At 67.7% G+C, this 15,824-nt stretch carries 14 protein-coding genes; 6 read left to right on the top strand and 8 right to left on the bottom strand.

All coding sequences use genetic code 11. From position 1 onward, the window contains the following. Positions 1-104: 104 nt before the first annotated feature. The 3 genes from HSX14_RS29830 to dibA form a co-directional block, all read right to left on the bottom strand. Positions 105-1,115, bottom strand: a complete 1,011-nt coding sequence (locus HSX14_RS29830) for a sulfate ABC transporter substrate-binding protein (protein WP_173176982.1) — start codon at positions 1,113-1,115, stop codon at positions 105-107. 141 nt (positions 1,116-1,256) lie between these two features. Continuing rightward, positions 1,257-1,439, bottom strand: a complete 183-nt coding sequence (gene oscA / locus HSX14_RS29825) for a sulfur starvation response protein OscA (protein ID WP_021217924.1) — start codon at positions 1,437-1,439, stop codon at positions 1,257-1,259. A 210-nt stretch (positions 1,440-1,649) separates the two neighbouring features. Next, entirely contained in the window at positions 1,650-3,590 is a 1,941-nt protein-coding gene (gene dibA, locus HSX14_RS29820) for a phosphodiesterase DibA (RefSeq protein WP_173176980.1), read from the bottom strand. Positions 3,591-3,755: 165 nt separating this feature from the next. On the opposite strand from dibA, the gene desA reads away from it, so the two are divergent. Next, positions 3,756-4,943 (top strand): delta-9 fatty acid desaturase DesA, encoded by a 1,188-nt coding sequence (desA, locus tag HSX14_RS29815; protein ID WP_111263961.1) that lies wholly within the window; start codon positions 3,756-3,758, stop codon positions 4,941-4,943. A gap of 492 nt (positions 4,944-5,435) precedes the next feature. Here the strand turns inward: desA and HSX14_RS29810 are convergent, their stop codons facing one another. Both HSX14_RS29810 and HSX14_RS29805 read right to left on the bottom strand, forming a co-directional pair. Then, positions 5,436-5,633 (bottom strand): hypothetical protein, encoded by a 198-nt coding sequence (locus HSX14_RS29810; RefSeq protein ID WP_173176978.1) that lies wholly within the window; start codon positions 5,631-5,633, stop codon positions 5,436-5,438. A gap of 96 nt (positions 5,634-5,729) precedes the next feature. Further along, on the bottom strand, positions 5,730-6,686 hold the full coding sequence (locus tag HSX14_RS29805) for a LysR family transcriptional regulator (protein WP_173176976.1): 957 nt from the start codon (positions 6,684-6,686) through the stop codon (positions 5,730-5,732). 167 nt (positions 6,687-6,853) lie between these two features. Here HSX14_RS29805 and HSX14_RS29800 point away from each other — a divergent pair, with 167 nt between their 5' ends. The 3 genes from HSX14_RS29800 (at position 6,854) to HSX14_RS29790 (ending at position 9,984) form a co-directional block, all read left to right on the top strand. Further along, on the top strand, positions 6,854-7,915 hold the full coding sequence (locus HSX14_RS29800) for an HlyD family secretion protein (RefSeq protein WP_173176974.1): 1,062 nt from the start codon (positions 6,854-6,856) through the stop codon (positions 7,913-7,915). After that, a complete protein-coding gene (locus HSX14_RS29795; RefSeq protein ID WP_173176973.1) occupies positions 7,915-8,940 on the top strand; it encodes a DUF2955 domain-containing protein in 1,026 nt (341 codons plus the stop codon). The genes HSX14_RS29800 and HSX14_RS29795 overlap by 1 nt, the downstream gene beginning before the upstream one ends. A 75-nt stretch (positions 8,941-9,015) precedes the next feature. Beyond that, positions 9,016-9,984 (top strand): GGDEF domain-containing protein, encoded by a 969-nt coding sequence (locus tag HSX14_RS29790; protein WP_173177016.1) that lies wholly within the window; start codon positions 9,016-9,018, stop codon positions 9,982-9,984. Positions 9,985-10,241: 257 nt separating this feature from the next. Here HSX14_RS29790 and HSX14_RS29785 read toward each other — a convergent pair whose 3' ends face one another. Genes HSX14_RS29785 through HSX14_RS29775 form a run of 3 tightly spaced genes read right to left on the bottom strand, consistent with a single transcriptional unit; the run spans position 10,242 to position 14,321 of the window. Next, on the bottom strand, positions 10,242-11,849 hold the full coding sequence (locus HSX14_RS29785) for an arylsulfatase (protein WP_173176972.1): 1,608 nt from the start codon (positions 11,847-11,849) through the stop codon (positions 10,242-10,244). A 13-nt stretch (positions 11,850-11,862) separates the two neighbouring features. Then, a complete protein-coding gene (locus tag HSX14_RS29780; RefSeq protein ID WP_173176969.1) occupies positions 11,863-12,726 on the bottom strand; it encodes an ABC transporter ATP-binding protein in 864 nt (287 codons plus the stop codon). After that, entirely contained in the window at positions 12,723-14,321 is a 1,599-nt protein-coding gene (locus HSX14_RS29775) for an ABC transporter permease (protein ID WP_173176967.1), read from the bottom strand. The genes HSX14_RS29780 and HSX14_RS29775 overlap by 4 nt, the downstream gene beginning before the upstream one ends. Positions 14,322-14,461: 140 nt before the next feature. Between HSX14_RS29775 and HSX14_RS29770 the strand changes: the two genes are divergently transcribed. Both HSX14_RS29770 and HSX14_RS29765 read left to right on the top strand, forming a co-directional pair. Continuing rightward, positions 14,462-14,614: a hypothetical protein gene (locus tag HSX14_RS29770; protein WP_173176965.1), complete on the top strand. Its 153-nt coding sequence runs from the start codon at positions 14,462-14,464 to the stop codon at positions 14,612-14,614. Next, positions 14,611-15,660 (top strand): ABC transporter substrate-binding protein, encoded by a 1,050-nt coding sequence (locus tag HSX14_RS29765; protein WP_173176964.1) that lies wholly within the window; start codon positions 14,611-14,613, stop codon positions 15,658-15,660. The genes HSX14_RS29770 and HSX14_RS29765 overlap by 4 nt, the downstream gene beginning before the upstream one ends. Positions 15,661-15,824: the final 164 nt, after the last annotated feature.

Raw genomic sequence — 15,824 nt, 5'->3', positions numbered from 1 at the left:
GGCCCGGGCACGGCAAAGGGAAGCTCGCGCTTCCCCTTGTCCGGGCGGGGCCTGCGCCCCACCCATTTTCTTGCAGCTTGCAGCTTGCAGCTTGCAGCTTCGGCTTATTGCGCCTGGTAGATCTGGTCGAAGATGCCGCCGTCGTTGAAGAACTTCGGTTGCGCTTCCTTCCAGCCGTTGAAGTCCTTGTCGACGGTCACCAGGTCCAGTTTCGGGAACTGCTTGGCGAACTCGGCGGCGACCTTCGCGTCACGGGGACGGTAGAAGTTCTTCGCGGCGATGCGCTGGCCTTCCTCGCTGTACAGGTACTGCAGGTAGGCTTCGGCGACCTTGCGGGTGCCTTTCTTGTCGACGTTCTTGTCGACCACGGAAACCGGCGGCTCGGCGAGGATCGACAGGCTCGGCGCGATGATCTCGAAGTTCTCGCCACCCTGTTCCTTGAGTGCCAGGAAGGCCTCATTTTCCCAGGCCAGCAGCACGTCGCCAATGTTGTTGTTGACGAAGGTGATGGTCGAACCGCGGGCGCCAGTGTCGAGAACCGGAACGTGCTTGTACAGCGCCTGCACGTATTCCTGTGCCTTGGCATCGCTGCCGTACTGCTTCTTGGCCCAGGCCCAGGCGGCCAGGAAGTTCCAGCGGGCGCCGCCGGAGGTCTTCGGGTTCGGGGTGATGACTTCCACGCCTTCCTTGGTCAGGTCGCCCCAGTCCTTGATGCCCTTGGGGTTGCCCTTGCGTACCAGGAACACGATGGTCGAGGTGTAGGGGGTGCTGTTGTCCGGCAGGCGCGCCTGCCAGTTCTCGGGGATCAGCTTGCCGAGTTTCTGCAGCTCATCGATGTCGCCGGCCAGCGCCAGGGTCACCACGTCGGCCTTGAGGCCGTCGATCACGGCTCGCGCCTGCTTGCCGGAGCCGCCGTGGGACTGCTGGACCTTGAGGTCGTCGCCGCCCTGGGCCTTCCAGTGCTTGATGAAGGCGGCGTTGTACTCCTGGTACAGCTCGCGGGTCGGGTCGTAGGAGACGTTGAGCAGCTCGGTGGCGGCGGCGACGGGGCCGGCGACCAGGGTGGTGAGCAGGGCGCTGGCCAGGGTGGCCAGGGCGAAGCGGCGAATCGACATGGATGGAGCTCCTGAATTCCGGGTTCTTATGGTGTTGGCTAGTTTGTCTTTCAGGCACGACGGGCGTTCACGGCGCCCGTCGCAGTCGACTCGGTTCGCGTCTCGGGTTGACCCCTCCGGCGACCCGGTCGGGTGTTCGGGTCAGCTGTTCTTGCCGGCGGGTGGCTGCAGGCGGAATTTTTCCTTGCGCTCGATCTGCACCACCTGGCCGTTATGGACGGTGATCTCGACGGCACCGAAACGCAGGCCGTGCAGGGCGCTCTGGATTTCACGCAGGATGCTGGCTTCGTCCTGGCCTTCTAGGCTGCGAAGTGTTGCGCTCATGGTCGTGCTCCTTGGATGGGATGCCCGCGTCGGTGGTCGGGGTTTCGCGTGGCGTGGGCGCATCTTAATCAGGACACGAATATTCTTAAAAATACTGTTTAAGAATTTTTATATAACCATTTGTTCGCATGGTGCCGGCGCCAGCGAGACGGCGCGCCCAGCCGCTTGGCGGCCGGGGTGCGGGGGCGGGCGGGGCCCGTCGGGAAGGGGTCAGAGCAGGCTGATCTGCTGCGGGCTGGCGGCGCCGGCAGGGGCGAGCTGCCAGGCTTCCTCCAGCTGCAGGGCCGATTGGGGGCGGCTGAACAGGTAGCCCTGGCCATGGTCGCAGCCCAGGCCCCGGAGGAAGTCCGCCTGGCGCTGGTGCTCGATGCCTTCGGCCAGCACCTGCAGCCCCAGGCTGTGGCCCAGGGCGGTGACGGCCTTGGCGATGGCGATGTCGTCGCGGTCGTCGGGCAGGTTGTGCACGAAGCTCTGGTCGATCTTCAGCTTGTGCACCGGCAGCCGCTTGAGGCGCTGCAGCGACGAGTAGCCGGTGCCGAAGTCGTCGATGGACAGGCGCACGCCGAGCTTGCACAGGCGGTCGAGCAGCTCCAGGGCGGTGTCCGGGTCCTCCATCACCGCGCTCTCGGTGATCTCCAGCTCCAGGCGCTCCGGCTCCAGGCCGGTGTCGGCGAGTACGCGGGCGACGCGGGTGTCCAGCTCGCCACGGCTGAACAGGCGGCAGGAGACGTTCACCGCGATGAACGACAGCTGCAGGCCGCGCTCGGTCCAGTCGCGCATCTGCCGGCAGGCGCGCTCCAGCACCCAGGCGTCGATGGCGCCGATCAGGCCGCTTTCCTCGGCCACCGGCAGGAACTCCGCCGGCGGCACCAGGCCACGCTGCGGGTGCTGCCAGCGCACCAAGGTCTCGACGCCGATCAGGCGGCCATCGGCCAGGTCGTGGATGGGCTGGAACACCAGGCGCAGTTCGTCCTGCTCCAGGCCCTGGCGCAGCGCGGTGACCAGCTCGACCCGCTGGCGTGCCTGCTCGGTCAGTTCCTGGCTGTAGAAGGCGAAGGTCTCGCGGCCCACGCTCTTGGCCTTGAACAGCGCCGAGTCGGCGTTGCGCAGCACCTGCTCGACGTTCTCCGCGGCGCCGGGGAAGAGGCTGATGCCCAGGCTGGCGCTGATGAACAGGTTCTGCGTGGACAGGTGGAAGGGCGCGGCGAGGCATCGCTGGATGCGCCCGGCGAGATCGGTGGCCTGTTCCGGGCTGAAGTCCTCGCAGAGCAGGCCGAACTCGTCGCCGCCCAGGCGCGCCAGGGTCATGCCGCCGGCCATCAGCGTGGCCAGGCGCTCGCCCACCGCCTTGAGCAGCAGGTCGCCGTGGTTGTGGCCGAGGCTTTCGTTGATGTGCTTGAAGTGGTCGAGGTCGAGCAGGATGACGATGCCTTCGCGGCCTTCCCGGCGCGCGCGCTCCAGGGCGTGCTCGACACGCTCGGTGAACAGCAGGCGGTTGGGCAGGTTGGTCAGGGGGTCGTGGTGGGCCAGGTAGTCCAGCTCGTTCTGCGAGCGCTTGATGGCGCTGACATCGGAGAACACCGCCACGTAGTGGGTCAGCACGCCGTCTTCATCGTGGATGGCGCGGATGTTCTGCCACAGCGGGTACACCTCGCCGTTGCGGCGGCGGTTCCACACCTCGCCGCTCCAGGCATGGCGGTTCTTCAACGCGTTCCACATCGACTGGTAGAAGGCCTCGTCGTGGCGGCCGGACTTGAACAGCACCGGCGTCTGGCCCAGCACCTCGCGCTCCTCGAAGCCGGTGATGCGGGCGAAGGCGCGGTTGACGTGGACGATGCGCTGCTCGGCGTCGGTGACCAGCACCCCCTCCTGGGTGGCATCGAACACCGCGGCTGCCTGGCGCAGGCTGCTTTCCTGTTCGCGGCGCGCCTGCAGGTAGGCGCGCAGGCGGCGCATGTGCAGGCATACCAGCAGGTACAGCAGGCCGCTGGTGATCACCACGAAGAGCAGGCCCTTGGCGGATTGCAGTGCGTTCAGGTGGCTGCCATCGGGGCTCAGCACCTGGAGCAGGTGGTCGCTGAAGAGGATCCAGGCGCTGGCGAGGAGGAAGTAGGGCAGCACCAGTTTCATGGCGCTGAGCTTGGGTTTCATAGGTGATGGATGCCGTGCCGGATGTGATCGGTTTCGCATTATAGATGAATGGAGATTCATCTCTTTCTTATCTAAAGAACGGGATGGTTTTCTCACAATTCATGGGGATAATGCCGGTGTTTGTCCGACAACCTCGTCTTCCTTCCCCCCGAGGCTACGCACTCCATGTGGTACTACGGTTTTCTCGACCTGTCGCTGTGGCAACTGGTGGCGGTCACCCTGGTGATGACGCACATCACCATCGTCGGCGTCACGGTCTACCTGCACCGCTATTCCGCCCATCGCTCCCTCGAACTGCACCCGGCGCTGAAGCATTTCTTCCGCTTCTGGCTGTGGCTGACCACCGCGATGAACACCCGCGAATGGACCGCGATCCACCGCAAGCACCACGCCAAGTGCGAAACCGTCGACGACCCGCACAGCCCGGTGATCAAGGGCCTGGGCACCGTGCTGCGGCGCGGCGCGGAACTGTACCGCGAGGAAGCCGAGAACGAGGAGACCCTGCGCATCTACGGCAAGAACTGCCCGGATGACTGGCTCGAGCGCAACGTCTATTCGCGCTACCCCATCGGTGGCGTGACCCTGATGGCGGCCATCGACCTCGCCCTGTTCGGCGTCGGCGGCATCACCATCTGGGCCGTGCAGATGATGTGGATCCCGGTCTGGGCCGCCGGCGTCATCAATGGCCTCGGCCACGCCGTCGGCTACCGCAACTTCGAATGCCGCGACGCCGCCACCAACCTGGTGCCCTGGGGCATCCTCATCGGCGGCGAGGAGCTGCACAACAACCATCACACCTACCCGAACTCGGCCAAGCTGTCGGTGAAGAAGTGGGAGTTCGACCTGGGCTGGGCCTGGATCAAGCTGTTCAGCTTCCTGCGCCTGGCCAAGGTGCAGCGCGTCGCGCCCATCGCCCACCGCGTGGAAGGCAAGGGCAGCCTGGACATGGACACCGCCATGGCCATCCTCAACAACCGTTTCCAGATCATGGCGCAGTACCGCAAGCTGGTGATCGCGCCCCTGGTGAAACAGGAACTGGCCAAGGCCGACGAGTCGGTGCGCCACCTGTTCCGTCGCGCCAAGCGCCTGCTGTCCCGCGAGACCAGCCTGCTGGACGAGCGCCACCACGCGCGCATCGCCGCCATGCTGGAGCAGAGCCAGGCGCTGAAGGTGATCTACGAGCGCCGTCTCGCCCTGCAGCACATCTGGGTCAAGACCAGCGCCAACGGCCACGACATGCTCGAAGCCATGAAGCAGTGGGTGCACGAGGCCGAGGCCAGCGGCATCCAGTCCCTGCGCGACTTCGCCGAGCAGCTCAAGACCTACTCGCTGCGCCCGGCCGTCGCGGCCTGATCGCAGCAACCCCGAAGAAGGCCGGCCATCGCCGGCCTTTTTCATTTGGGCCCCGCAGGTTGGCGCCGAGCCCGCGAGGCCCAGCGCAGCGAGGCCCGCTGGCGCCCCTTCGCGAATGAATTCGCTCCTACGGGACAGGGGCGAGGCGTTGGTGTGTGGGGCGAGTCCGCTTGGTGGATAGAAGAGCGCTATCCACCCTACCCAGCGGGGAAGTCCGTGCGGGCACGAGCTGTCAGGCGATGCAGGGTGGACCCCGCTTCACGGGTCCACCGCTGCGGGGTTGGGCCGTGCTCCGCGCCGTGCCATCTGTAGGAACGGCTTCAGCCGCGAAAGACTCGCCGCCGTCTCCCTGCCCCTCCTGCCTGTACCGCCCGCGTACGCCTGCACCTGAAACGCAGCCAAAAAAAACCGCCCGGGGGAGGGCGGCTGGAACAAGACGTCGAAAGGAGCAATCGCATCGACGTCAGGAGGTAAGGAGGAGGTGCGGGTCGATCAGCTGTCCTGGTCGGCGTCGGCCTTGCGCTCGGTGCCCTGCTTGGCGACGGCCTGCTGCTGGGCGGCGTCCTGGGCGCGCTGCTCATACTGCGCATTTCGCGCAACAAAGGCGGACGACTCTTCGGCGAAGGAGAACTGGGTGAAGGACAGGGCGAAAGCGGTGAAGGCGGCAGTAACAAAGAGATTGCGTTGCATAGCGTGATCCTCGGCGGGATGCATCTGGAAACCGAGGCCATCTTAGGGGCCGGGCCGGTGGTGAAAAACCGCGGCCCAGGTGAATCACAATTGCTTCTAACGCAACAATTGCGTGCGCACCGCCCAGTGGCGGGGATCGTCCAGCACGGCATCGTCCTGGGCGAAGAGGGGCGGCAGCTCGGCCTTGAGGAAATCCACCCAGGTCCGGGTCTTGGCGTCGAGGAAACGCCGTGACGGATACACCGCGTAGATGTTGCGCTCGCGCAGGCGGTGCTCCGGCAGCAGGCGCAGCAGCGTGCCCTCGCGCAGCGGCTGGCAGGCGACGAAGGAGGGCAGCAGGCAGAAACCCATGCCCGCCTGGGCGGCGCGGGCCAGGGATTCGGCGACGTTGACCTGGAAGGCCTCCGCCGGCAGCACGTCGTACTCGCCGTCTTCGTCCTGCAGCACCCAGTTGTCCTGGTAGAGCGGGTCCAGCAGGCGCAGGTAGCGGTGATGGCGCAGGTCCGCCGGCCCCGTGGGCACGCCATGCTGCTCCAGGTAGGCGGGCGCCGCGCAGACCACGCTGTACATCTGCCCCAGGGATTGCGCCACCATCTGCGAGTCCGGCAGCTCGCGGGCGAAGGTCAGCACCACGTCCTGGCCATCCTCCAGCGGGTCGGGGTTGCGCTGCGACAGCGTCAGGTCGATCACCACCTCGGGGTACAGCGCGGTGTAGCGCGCCACCAGCGCGGTGACGTGTTGCAGGCCGAGGCCGGTCATGGTGTGCACCCGCAGCCGGCCGCTGGGCTTGAGGTGCGCGCCGCGCGCCTCGGCGGCGGCCTGGTCCACCTCGTTGAGGATCGAGCGGCAGCGTTGCAGGTAGCGCTCGCCCACCTCGGTCAGCGCCAGGCGCCGGGTGGTGCGGTGCAGCAGCCGCGCCTGCAACTGCTGCTCCAGCTCCGAGACCAGCCTGGAAACCTGCGCGGTGGAAAGATCCAGCGCCTGCGCCGCTGCGGTGAAGCTGCCGGTCTCGATGACGCGGGTGAACACGCGCATGCTGTTCAGGGTGTCCATTGTTACTCCTCGCGCAAGGCTGATTCTCGAAGGGCGCTGATTATCCAGGAAACGCCGGTAAATATACTGCCAGCCCTGAGCTGTTTGCCGTCTTCCCGGATCACCGCCCATCGCCCCGCCTGCGGGCTCGTGGCCCTGCCGATCCGCCCTGCATTGCCGAGGTATCCATGACCCCCGACCAAAGGTTCGCCCGCCGGGTGCGGAGCGCCATCGTGGCCTTCGTGCTGCTCTTCGCCTACTTCCTCGCGGCCGACCTGTGGATGCCCATCACCCCCCAGGCCCAGCTGACCCGCCCGGTGCTGCGCCTGGCGCCCCGGATCAGCGGCCAGGTGCTGGACATCGCCGTGACCAACAACGCCCATGTCGAGGCGGGGCAGTTGCTGTTCCGCCTCGACCCCGAACCCTTCCTCCTCGCCGTCAACGCCGCCGAGCTGGCGCTGGAGCAGGCCGCCCAGGACAACGCCGAGCTCGACGCCAGCCTCGCCGCCGCCCGCGCCGACAAGCTCGCCGCCGAGGCCTCGGCGCAGGAGCTCGCGCGCGAGACCGAGCGCCTCGGCAAGCTGATGGCCAGCCAGCACGTCTCACGCCAGCTGTTCGAACAGACCCAGTCGCAGCGCGCCGCCGCCCGCGCCAAGGTGGCCGCCGCCACCGCGCGCATCCACCAGCTGGCCGCCGAGCGCGGCGCGGCGGGCGACGGCAACCTGCGCCTGCGCCAGGCCCGCAACGCCCTCGACCAGGCGCGCCTGCAACTGCAGTACAGCGAAGTCCGCGCCGAGCGCGCCGGCACCCTCAGCAACCTGCAGCTGTCCCCCGGCGCCTTCGTCGCCGCTGGCAGCCCGGTGGCTGCCCTGGTCGCCGATGAGGCCGACGTCAGCGCCGATTTCCGCGAGAAAGCCCTGCGCTACGTGGGCCTGGGCGATGGCGCCAGCGTGGTGTTCGACGCCCTGCCCGGGCGCATCTTCGCCGCGCGGGTCAGCGCCATCGACGCGGGCGTCAAGGAAGGCCAGCTGGACGCCAACGGCGACCTCGCCGCCCCCGCCACCTCCGACCGCTGGGTGCGCGACGCCCAGCGCCAGCGCCTGCACGTGCTGCTCGATGCGCCTCCGGAAGCGCCCCTGCCCAGCGGCGCCAAGGCCACGGTGCAGCTCTACCCCCACGAGTCGCCCCTGGCCGCGTTCTTCGGCCGGGTGCAGATCCGCCTCATCAGCCTGCTGCACTACATCTACTGATGGAGCGCCCGGCCCTCAGCGAGAACGGTCTGCGCCAGTGCCTGCGGCTGGCCTGCGGCGGCACCCTCGGATTGTTCGTGTGCAAGCTGATGGACTGGGACAACGGCTCGTTCTTCTGCGTCTACCCCATGCTGCTGCTGGGCCTGGTGCCCACCATCAATGCCCATGTGATCCGCCAGTTCCTCGCCCAGGCGGTGCTGGTGAGCCTGGAGACGCTGGTGATCTACGGCCTGTTCGGCGACCGTCCGCTGCTCATCGTGCCGCTGGTGTTCGGCGCCTTCCTCTGGCGCTTCAGCCTCATGGCGCGCGGCCCGCTGTTCATGTTCGGCGCCCTGGGCTGCGTGTTCCTCTCCATGCAGCTGCATTTCGCCAGCTACCCCGAGACCCACCTCTACGACCTGGTGGCCAGCAACCTGGTGGCCGCCGCACTGACGGTGCTGATCGCCTGGCTGATGTTCTTCCTCTTCCCCGACGCCGAGCCCCGCGAGCCCCGCGCCGCCGCTCCCAGGGACCTGCCCAGCCAGCGCCACGAGGCCCTGCTCGGCGCCTCGATCGCCACCTTGTCGTTCATCCTGTTCCAGACCTTCGACCTGAAGGATTCGCTGTCCGCGCAGATCGCCTCGATCCTGGTGCTGTTTCCCATGCACTGGAACGGCATCCGTTTCGCCGGACGCATCCGCGCCCTCGGCACCATGCTCGGCTGCCTGATCGCCCTGGTGCTGCAACTGCTGCTCTACGATCACTACGACGTGCTACCGCTCGTCGCCTCGCTGTACTGGATAGCCGCCTTTTTCTGTGCCCGAGTGCACGTATTGGAGGGTGCGCAGGGAATCGGCTTCGGTGCGCTGACAACTTTGGCCATCGTTTTCGGTCAATACCTGACGCCGAGTCACGACATGATGTTCAGCCTGGCCTATCGGCTCAGTTCGGTTTGCGTTGCGGTATTCATCACCCTGCTTGCGGTGTTCGTCCTGCACCGCCTGTTCAACCGTTTTGCAGCCATTCGTCACCAGAGTCATGCCTGACGCCGGCCACTCATGCCCGCCGCTTCGTCGTGGGCGTAACGTGACCCGAATACGCGAAGGCAGGCTATGGGCCGGATGGAAAACTTCGAGGAAACACCCAGCGAGCTGGAAAAGCTCACCCTGGCACTGCTGCACAGCCGCGGCGAGGTGGAACGCCTGCGCGAACGCGAACTGCTGTTCAACAGCCTGCTGGGCAGCGTCAACGCCGTGCTCTGGGCCTTCGACTGGGACGAGCAGAAGATCATCTACGTCAGCCCCCATTACGAGCGCATGTTCGGCCGCCCGGCCGAGCTGCTGATGGTGGACTTCAACGAGTGGCGCAACTGCATCTACCCCGATGACGTCGAGTACGCCGCGCGCAGCCTCGCCGAGGTGCTCACCAAGGGCGCGGTGGAGGTGCGCGAGTACCGCATCATCCGTGGCGACGGCCAGGTGCGCTGGCTCAGCGACAAGTGCTTCGTCAGCCGCCAGGGCCAGGCCGGGCAGAGCACCCTGGTGGTGGGCATCGCCGAGGACATCACCGAGAAGAAGACCCTGGAGGCCGAGCTGCAGCGCCTGGCCACCACGGACGTGCTGACCGGCACCAGCAACCGTCGGCACTTCTTCGAATGCGCCCAGCGCGAGTTCGATGTCGCCGAGCGCTATGAACGGCCCCTGGCGTTCCTGCTGCTGGACATCGATGACTTCAAGAAGATCAACGACACCTACGGCCACCAGGTCGGTGACCTGGTGCTGCAGCGCATCGCCCAGTGCGGCGCCGGCGCCCTGAGGCGGGTCGACCATTTCGGGCGCATCGGTGGCGAGGAATTCGCCGCCGTGTTCCCCGGCTGCGACCCGGCCCAGGCCCTGCAGGTGGCCGAGCGCCTGGAGCGCGAAGTGCAGCGCCTGTCGTTCAGCGCCGCCGGCCAGATCTTCAGCGTCACCCTCAGCCAGGGCCTGACCACCCTGCGCCCCGGCGACACCCTGGAACAGCTCTACGCCCGCGCCGACGAAGCCATGTACACCGCCAAGCGCAGCGGCAAGAACCAGATCGTCCAGATCTAGCCACCCGGCCATGTCGGGCTTCGTGCCGTAGGGGCGGCTTCAGCCGCCAAGCGGCCCGCAGGCCCGCCCTTCGGAGTCCATGGGACCGCTATGCGGTCCTTGGGCGAATGAATTCGCCCCTACAGGTCCATCGCCAAGACGGCCCCCGTCGGGTGGACGTCGCTTTTCACGTCCACCAGCGGAGCCCCGGGTGAGCACCGACGGTGGACCGGTGAAGCGGGGTCCACCCTACGCCCCCACACGTACCGTTCTTTCCCCTACGGCTGGAACGGCGACTCGCTGAGGATCACCCCCGTCTCGTCCACATAGCGCTGCCAGGCCGCGATCAGCCCGGCCAGCGCCTCGGGGCGCTCGGCGGCGAGGTCGTGGATTTCCCCGGGGTCCTTCTCCAGGTCGTACAGCTGCCAGGTTTCCGGCCCCACCGGCGCGGGGATGTACACCGCCTTCAGGTGCCCCTGGCGGATGGCGCGCATGCCGAACAGCTCCCAGCCGGTGGCCGTCTTGCCATCGTGCACCTGGGGTGTTTCGCCCGAGAGGTAGCCGAGCCAGGAGCGCCCGCGCACCGGCGCCACCTCGCGGCCGCGCCAGCGGGTACCCGGGTGGCGCACGCCGGCCAGGTCCAGCACCGTCGGGGTGATGTCCATCACCGTGGCGAAGGCGTGGCTCACCTGCTTCTGCCGGCGCAGCTGTGGATAACGCACCAGCGCCGGCACGCGGATGCCGCCCTCGGTGGTGAAGGCCTTGTACAGGCGCGACGGCGCCGTGGCCGCCTGGGCCCAGCGCGGCCCGTACCACACGTAGGAGTTGGCGCGGCCGATGTTCTCCAGGCTGTTGTCGTAGTGCTGGTCGAGGAAGCTCTTCAGGTTCGGGCCGAACTTGGGGAAGGCCTCCAGCAGCGCGCCCTCGGCGCCGTTGTCGGACATGAAGAGGATGAAGGTGTCGTCCTCCAGGCCCTGCTGGCGCAGGTAGTCCAGCACCCGGCCGATGTTCCAGTCCATGCGCTCCACCATCGCCGCATAGACCTCCATGGTCCGCGCCGACACCTGGCGTTCCGCCTCGCTCAGCGCGTCCCACTCGGCGCTGATCGCCCGCACCGGGTGCGCTTCCACATCCGCCGCCACCAGCCCCAGCGCCTTGAGCTTCTCCAGGCGCTCCAGGCGCAGGGCCTCGGGCCCGGCGTCGTAGCGGCCCCGGTAGTTATCCACAACCTCGGCCGGCGCCTGCAGCGGCCAGTGCGGCGCCGAGAAGGGCAGGTAGGCGAAGAACGGGCGGCTCTGGTCGCGCTCCTTCAGGTACTGGATCAGCCGGTCGGCGAAGGCGTCGGAGGAATAGAAATCCTCCGGCAGCTGCTCGATGAAGCGGTCGTCTTCCACGTACAGCGCCGGCGTCGCCTTGAGGATGCCCGGCGTGGTCTCGTCGTAGGGCGGCTCGTAGCCATAGTGGTTGGCCGCCCCCGGCAGCAGCGAGAAGGAGCGCTCGAAGCCCCGTGCATGGGGCGCCCGCTCGGCGGTCAGGCCCAGGTGCCACTTGCCGGACATCAGCGTCTGGTAGCCCGCCTCGCGCAGCAGCTCCGGCAGCGCCACCACGCGGTCGTTGAGGTAGCCCTCGTAGCCCGGCTTGCCGATCAGCTCCGGCGTCAGCGCCTCGGCCATGGTGCCGATGCCGGCGATGTGGTGGTCGGTGCCGGTGAGCAGCATCGAGCGGGTCGGCGAGCAGGTGGGCGCGGTGTGGAAGTCGGTCAGGCGCAGGCCGTCGAAGGCCAGGCGGTCCAGGTTAGGCGTGGCGATCTCGCCGCCGAAGGCGCCCAGGTCGGAGAAGCCCAGGTCGTCGGCGACGATGATCAGGAAGTTCGGGCGTTTGCTCATGAAGGCTCCAGGGTCAGAGGGCGATGGATTCGAAGGGCAGGTCGGCCAGCCTCGGCGGCTGCGGCGGGCGGTAGTCGCCATCGCCGGTGAGCTGGTGCAGCAGCGCCTCGCGCACCTGGTGGAAGTCATGACCGGTGCGCTGGCGCGGGCGCGGCAGGTCGATCGGCACCACCTGCTTGATGCGCCCGGGGCGGGGCGCCATCACCACCACGCGGTCGGCCAGGTAGATGGCCTCCTCGGCGTCATGGGTGACCAGCAGGGTGGTGATGCGCTGGCGCGCGCGGATGGCCAGAAGCTCGTCCTGCATCTGCTGGCGGGTCAGCGCATCGAGGGCGCCGAAGGGCTCGTCCAGCAGCAGGATGCGCGGGCTCGCCACCAGCCCCCGGGCGATGGCCACGCGCTGGGCCATGCCACCGGACAGCTGGTGCGGGTAGGCCCCCTCGAAGCCGCCCAGCCCCACCAACTGCACGAACTGGTGGATGCGCCGTGCGCGCTCGCCCTGTTCCAGTTTCTCGTTGACCAGGCCCAGGCCGATGTTCTGCGCCACCGTCAGCCAGGGGAACAGGCGGTGCTCCTGGAACACGATGCCGCGTTCGCCACCGATGCCGCGCACCGGCTGGCCGTCCACCTCGATGCGGCCGTCGAAGGCGGTGTCCAGGCCCACCAGCAGGCGCAGCAGGGTGGATTTGCCGCAGCCGCTGGAGCCGACGATGGCGATGAACTCACCCTCCTCGATATCCAGGCTGAAGTCCTGGATGGCCTGGAAATCCTGGCCATCCACCTCGAAGACCTTGCCGACCCCGGCGAAGCTCACGGTGGGCGGTGGCGACAGGGGCTGGTTGGCCGCTTCCACGGCGTTGCGATTGAAGGCGTTCATGCGGTTCTCCAGCGCGTCGCGCGCGCTTCGATGCGTTGTCCGAGGGTGCCCAGCAGGGCGCCGACCAGGCCCACCAGGACCATGGCGGCCATCACCTGGTCCATGCGGAACAGTTGCTGCGCGCCGAGCATGTAGCTGGCGATGCCGCCGTCCGAGGGCATGAAGTATTCGGCACCGATGGTGCCCAGCCAGGCGTAGATCAGCGCCAGGCGCAGGCCGGCGAAGATGGCCGGTGCGGCGCCCGGCAGCACCAGCAGGCGCAGGCGCTTGCCCAGGCCGAGGCGCATCACCCGCGCCGCTTCGCCAAGCTGTGGCGAGAGGCCGGCGACGCCGCGCTGGGTGGCGATGAACAGGGGGAAGAAGGCGGCCAGGGCGACGAAGGCCAGCTTGGCCGCCTCGCCGAGGCCGAACCAGGCCGTGAGCAGCGGCACCCAGGCGAAGATCGCCACCTGGCGCAGGGCCGAAAGGCTGGGCCCGGCGATGCGCTCGGCGCGGTTCGAGAGCCCCAGCAGCAGGCCGAGCGCCAGCCCCGTGCCGCCGCCCAGCGCCAGGCCTGCCACGGTGCGCTCGAGGCTGGCGCCCAGGGCCTTCGGCAGGCTGCCATCCAGCAGTCCCTGGTGCAGGGCGCGCAACACATCGAGCGGGGAAGCGAGGATATTGGCGTCGACCCAGGCCAGGGCGCTGCTGGCCTGCCACAGGGCCAGCAACGCCAGGGGCAGCAAGGCCGCCTGCAGCCGCTGCCAGCCATGCAGGCGCGGACCGCGCGGGCGCTCGGCGGTGGCCGGGTGGGGCCAGAACAACAGCAGCGAATCGAGGCGGTTGATGCCGCGATCCATCAGCGCGCCCACCAGGCCGATCACCAGGATGCAGACGAACACCAGGTCGAGCATGAACAGCTGGCGGCCCCAGACCATCAGGTAGCCGATGCCCTCGCTGGAGGCCAGCAGCTCCACCGCCAGCAGCGAGGTCCAGCCGGTGGCCAGGGCCAGGCGCAACCCGGCCATGAAGGCGGGCAGGGCGGCCGGCAGCACCAGGCGCCAGGCCAGCAGGTGCGGCGGCAGGCGCAGCACCGCCGCCGCCTCGCGCAGGCGCGGCTGGGCGTCACGCACGCCAACCAGGGTATGCAGGGTCACCGGCACCACCACGGCCTTCACCAACACCACCAGCTTGAGGGTTTCGCCGATGCCGAAGAACAGCATGAACAGTGGAATCCAGGCCAGGGTCGGGATCTGCGCCAGGGCCACGAAACTCGGGTAGACCAGCGCCTCGGCCCGGCGCGACAGGCCCAGCCAGGCACCGAGCAGCACCCCGCCAGCGATACCGGCGAGCAGGCCGATGCCGAGGCGCTGCAGGCTTATCCACAGGTGCCCCCAGAGTTCGCCGGAACCGAATTCCAATGCGCTCTGCCCTACCAAGGCGGGGGCGGGGAGGATCTGCTCGGACATCCAATGGTGCCTGGCGGCCAGCCACCAGAGCAGGAACAGCCCGACGGGCAGCAGCCAGGGCAGGGCCCGGTCGAGGATGCCGGCGCCGATGGCCGGCAGATGGAGCCGGGCGGGAGGCCGCAGGCTCGGCAGCGTCTGGATCTTGCTCATCGGTGTCTCCCGGCGCCAGGGCTCTAACGTTATTTCCGTGTGGAATATAAAAACTCAAAATCCATTTATTTATGGATAAGAGGCGTCATTAGATAGGGAAGGGGCCGGAGAGCGGCAAATGCCTTTGCCGAATATTTTTTATGCATTTCCTGCATAGCGTGCTGGAAGCCGCTGTGGCCCTGATTTATGCGATCCAGTCATTAAAAAATGAATTTTTAGTATTTAATTTCGATTTCTTCCTGTGCCTATCTGGCGCCCTCACCGAACCGTCGCGCAGGAGCGCCCATCCATGAAAACCCTGATCAACAGTGTCCTCGGGCTCTTCGCCCCCACTCTGCTGGCGGGCGTGCTCGGCGCGGCTCCGCTGCTCGCCCAGGCGGCCGAGGCACCCAAGGAAATCCGCATCGCCGTGCCCGACCTCAGCGCCGGCAGCGAACACAGCGGCGGTGGCGTGGTGGACGTGCTGCGCAGCCGGCAGATCCTCGAACAGGAATTCGCCAAGGAAGGCATCGAGATCCAGTGGCGCTTCTTCAAGGGTGCAGGCCCCGTGATCAACGAAGCCCTGGCCAACGGCCAGGTGGACTTCGCCTACCTGGGCGACCTGGCCGCCATCATCGGCAAGGCCAGCGGCCTCGACACCCGCCTGCTCAGTGCCACCGCGCGCGGCGTCAAGAGCTACCTGGGCGTTGTACCCGGCTCGGGCATCAAGACCCTGGAAGACCTCAAGGGCAAGCGCGTCGCCGTGTTCCGCGGCACCGCCAACCAGCTGTCCTTCGCCAACGCGCTGGCCAGCCGTGGCCTCTCCGAGCGCGACTACAAGGTGATCAACCTCGACTTCAACGCCGCCAATGCGGCCCTCGCGGCCAAGCAGGTGGATGCCTCCTGGGGCCTGGCCGGGCTCATCGCCCTGCGTGAGAAGGGGCTCGCCGAACTGCCGCTCAGCACCCGCGACCTGGGTGGCGCCGGCAGCACCCAGGCGGTGCTGGTGGGCACGGGCGCCTTCGTCCGCGACTACCCCGAGGTCACCGCGCGCCTGGTCAAGGCCCAGCAGCAGGCGGTGACCTGGCTGCGCGACGAAGACCACAAGCAGGCCTACGTCGAGCTGGTCTCGCGCCTGGCCAGCTACCCGCCGGTGATCCTCGGCACCGACCTCAAGGACGACAGCTTCAAGGACATCTTCGACCCGCAGCTGGACCCCGCCTTCCTCGCCCGCCTGCAGAAGGGCGTGGACTTCGCCGCCGAACAGCGGCTGATCCGCAAACCCTTCCAGGTGAGCGACTGGGTCGAGCCGCGCTTCCTCGATGCGGCGCTGAAGGAGCAGGTGCAGGCATCGCGCTGAGCCGCCCGGGCGACTGAAGTCGCCCCTACAGAGAAGCTTGAACCGTGCGTAGGGCGGACGTCGCTCTTCACGTCCACCAGCGGAGTTGCGAGTGGCCCCGAGGGTGGACCGATGAAGCGTGGTCCACCCTAGATTCCGGGATACCTCGTGCCTCTTCGCGAATG

Source organism: Pseudomonas tohonis, from assembly GCF_012767755.2.
GTDB classification, from domain to species: Bacteria; Pseudomonadota; Gammaproteobacteria; order Pseudomonadales; family Pseudomonadaceae; genus Metapseudomonas; species Metapseudomonas tohonis.
This window is presented reverse-complemented; position numbering and strand designations above follow the sequence as displayed.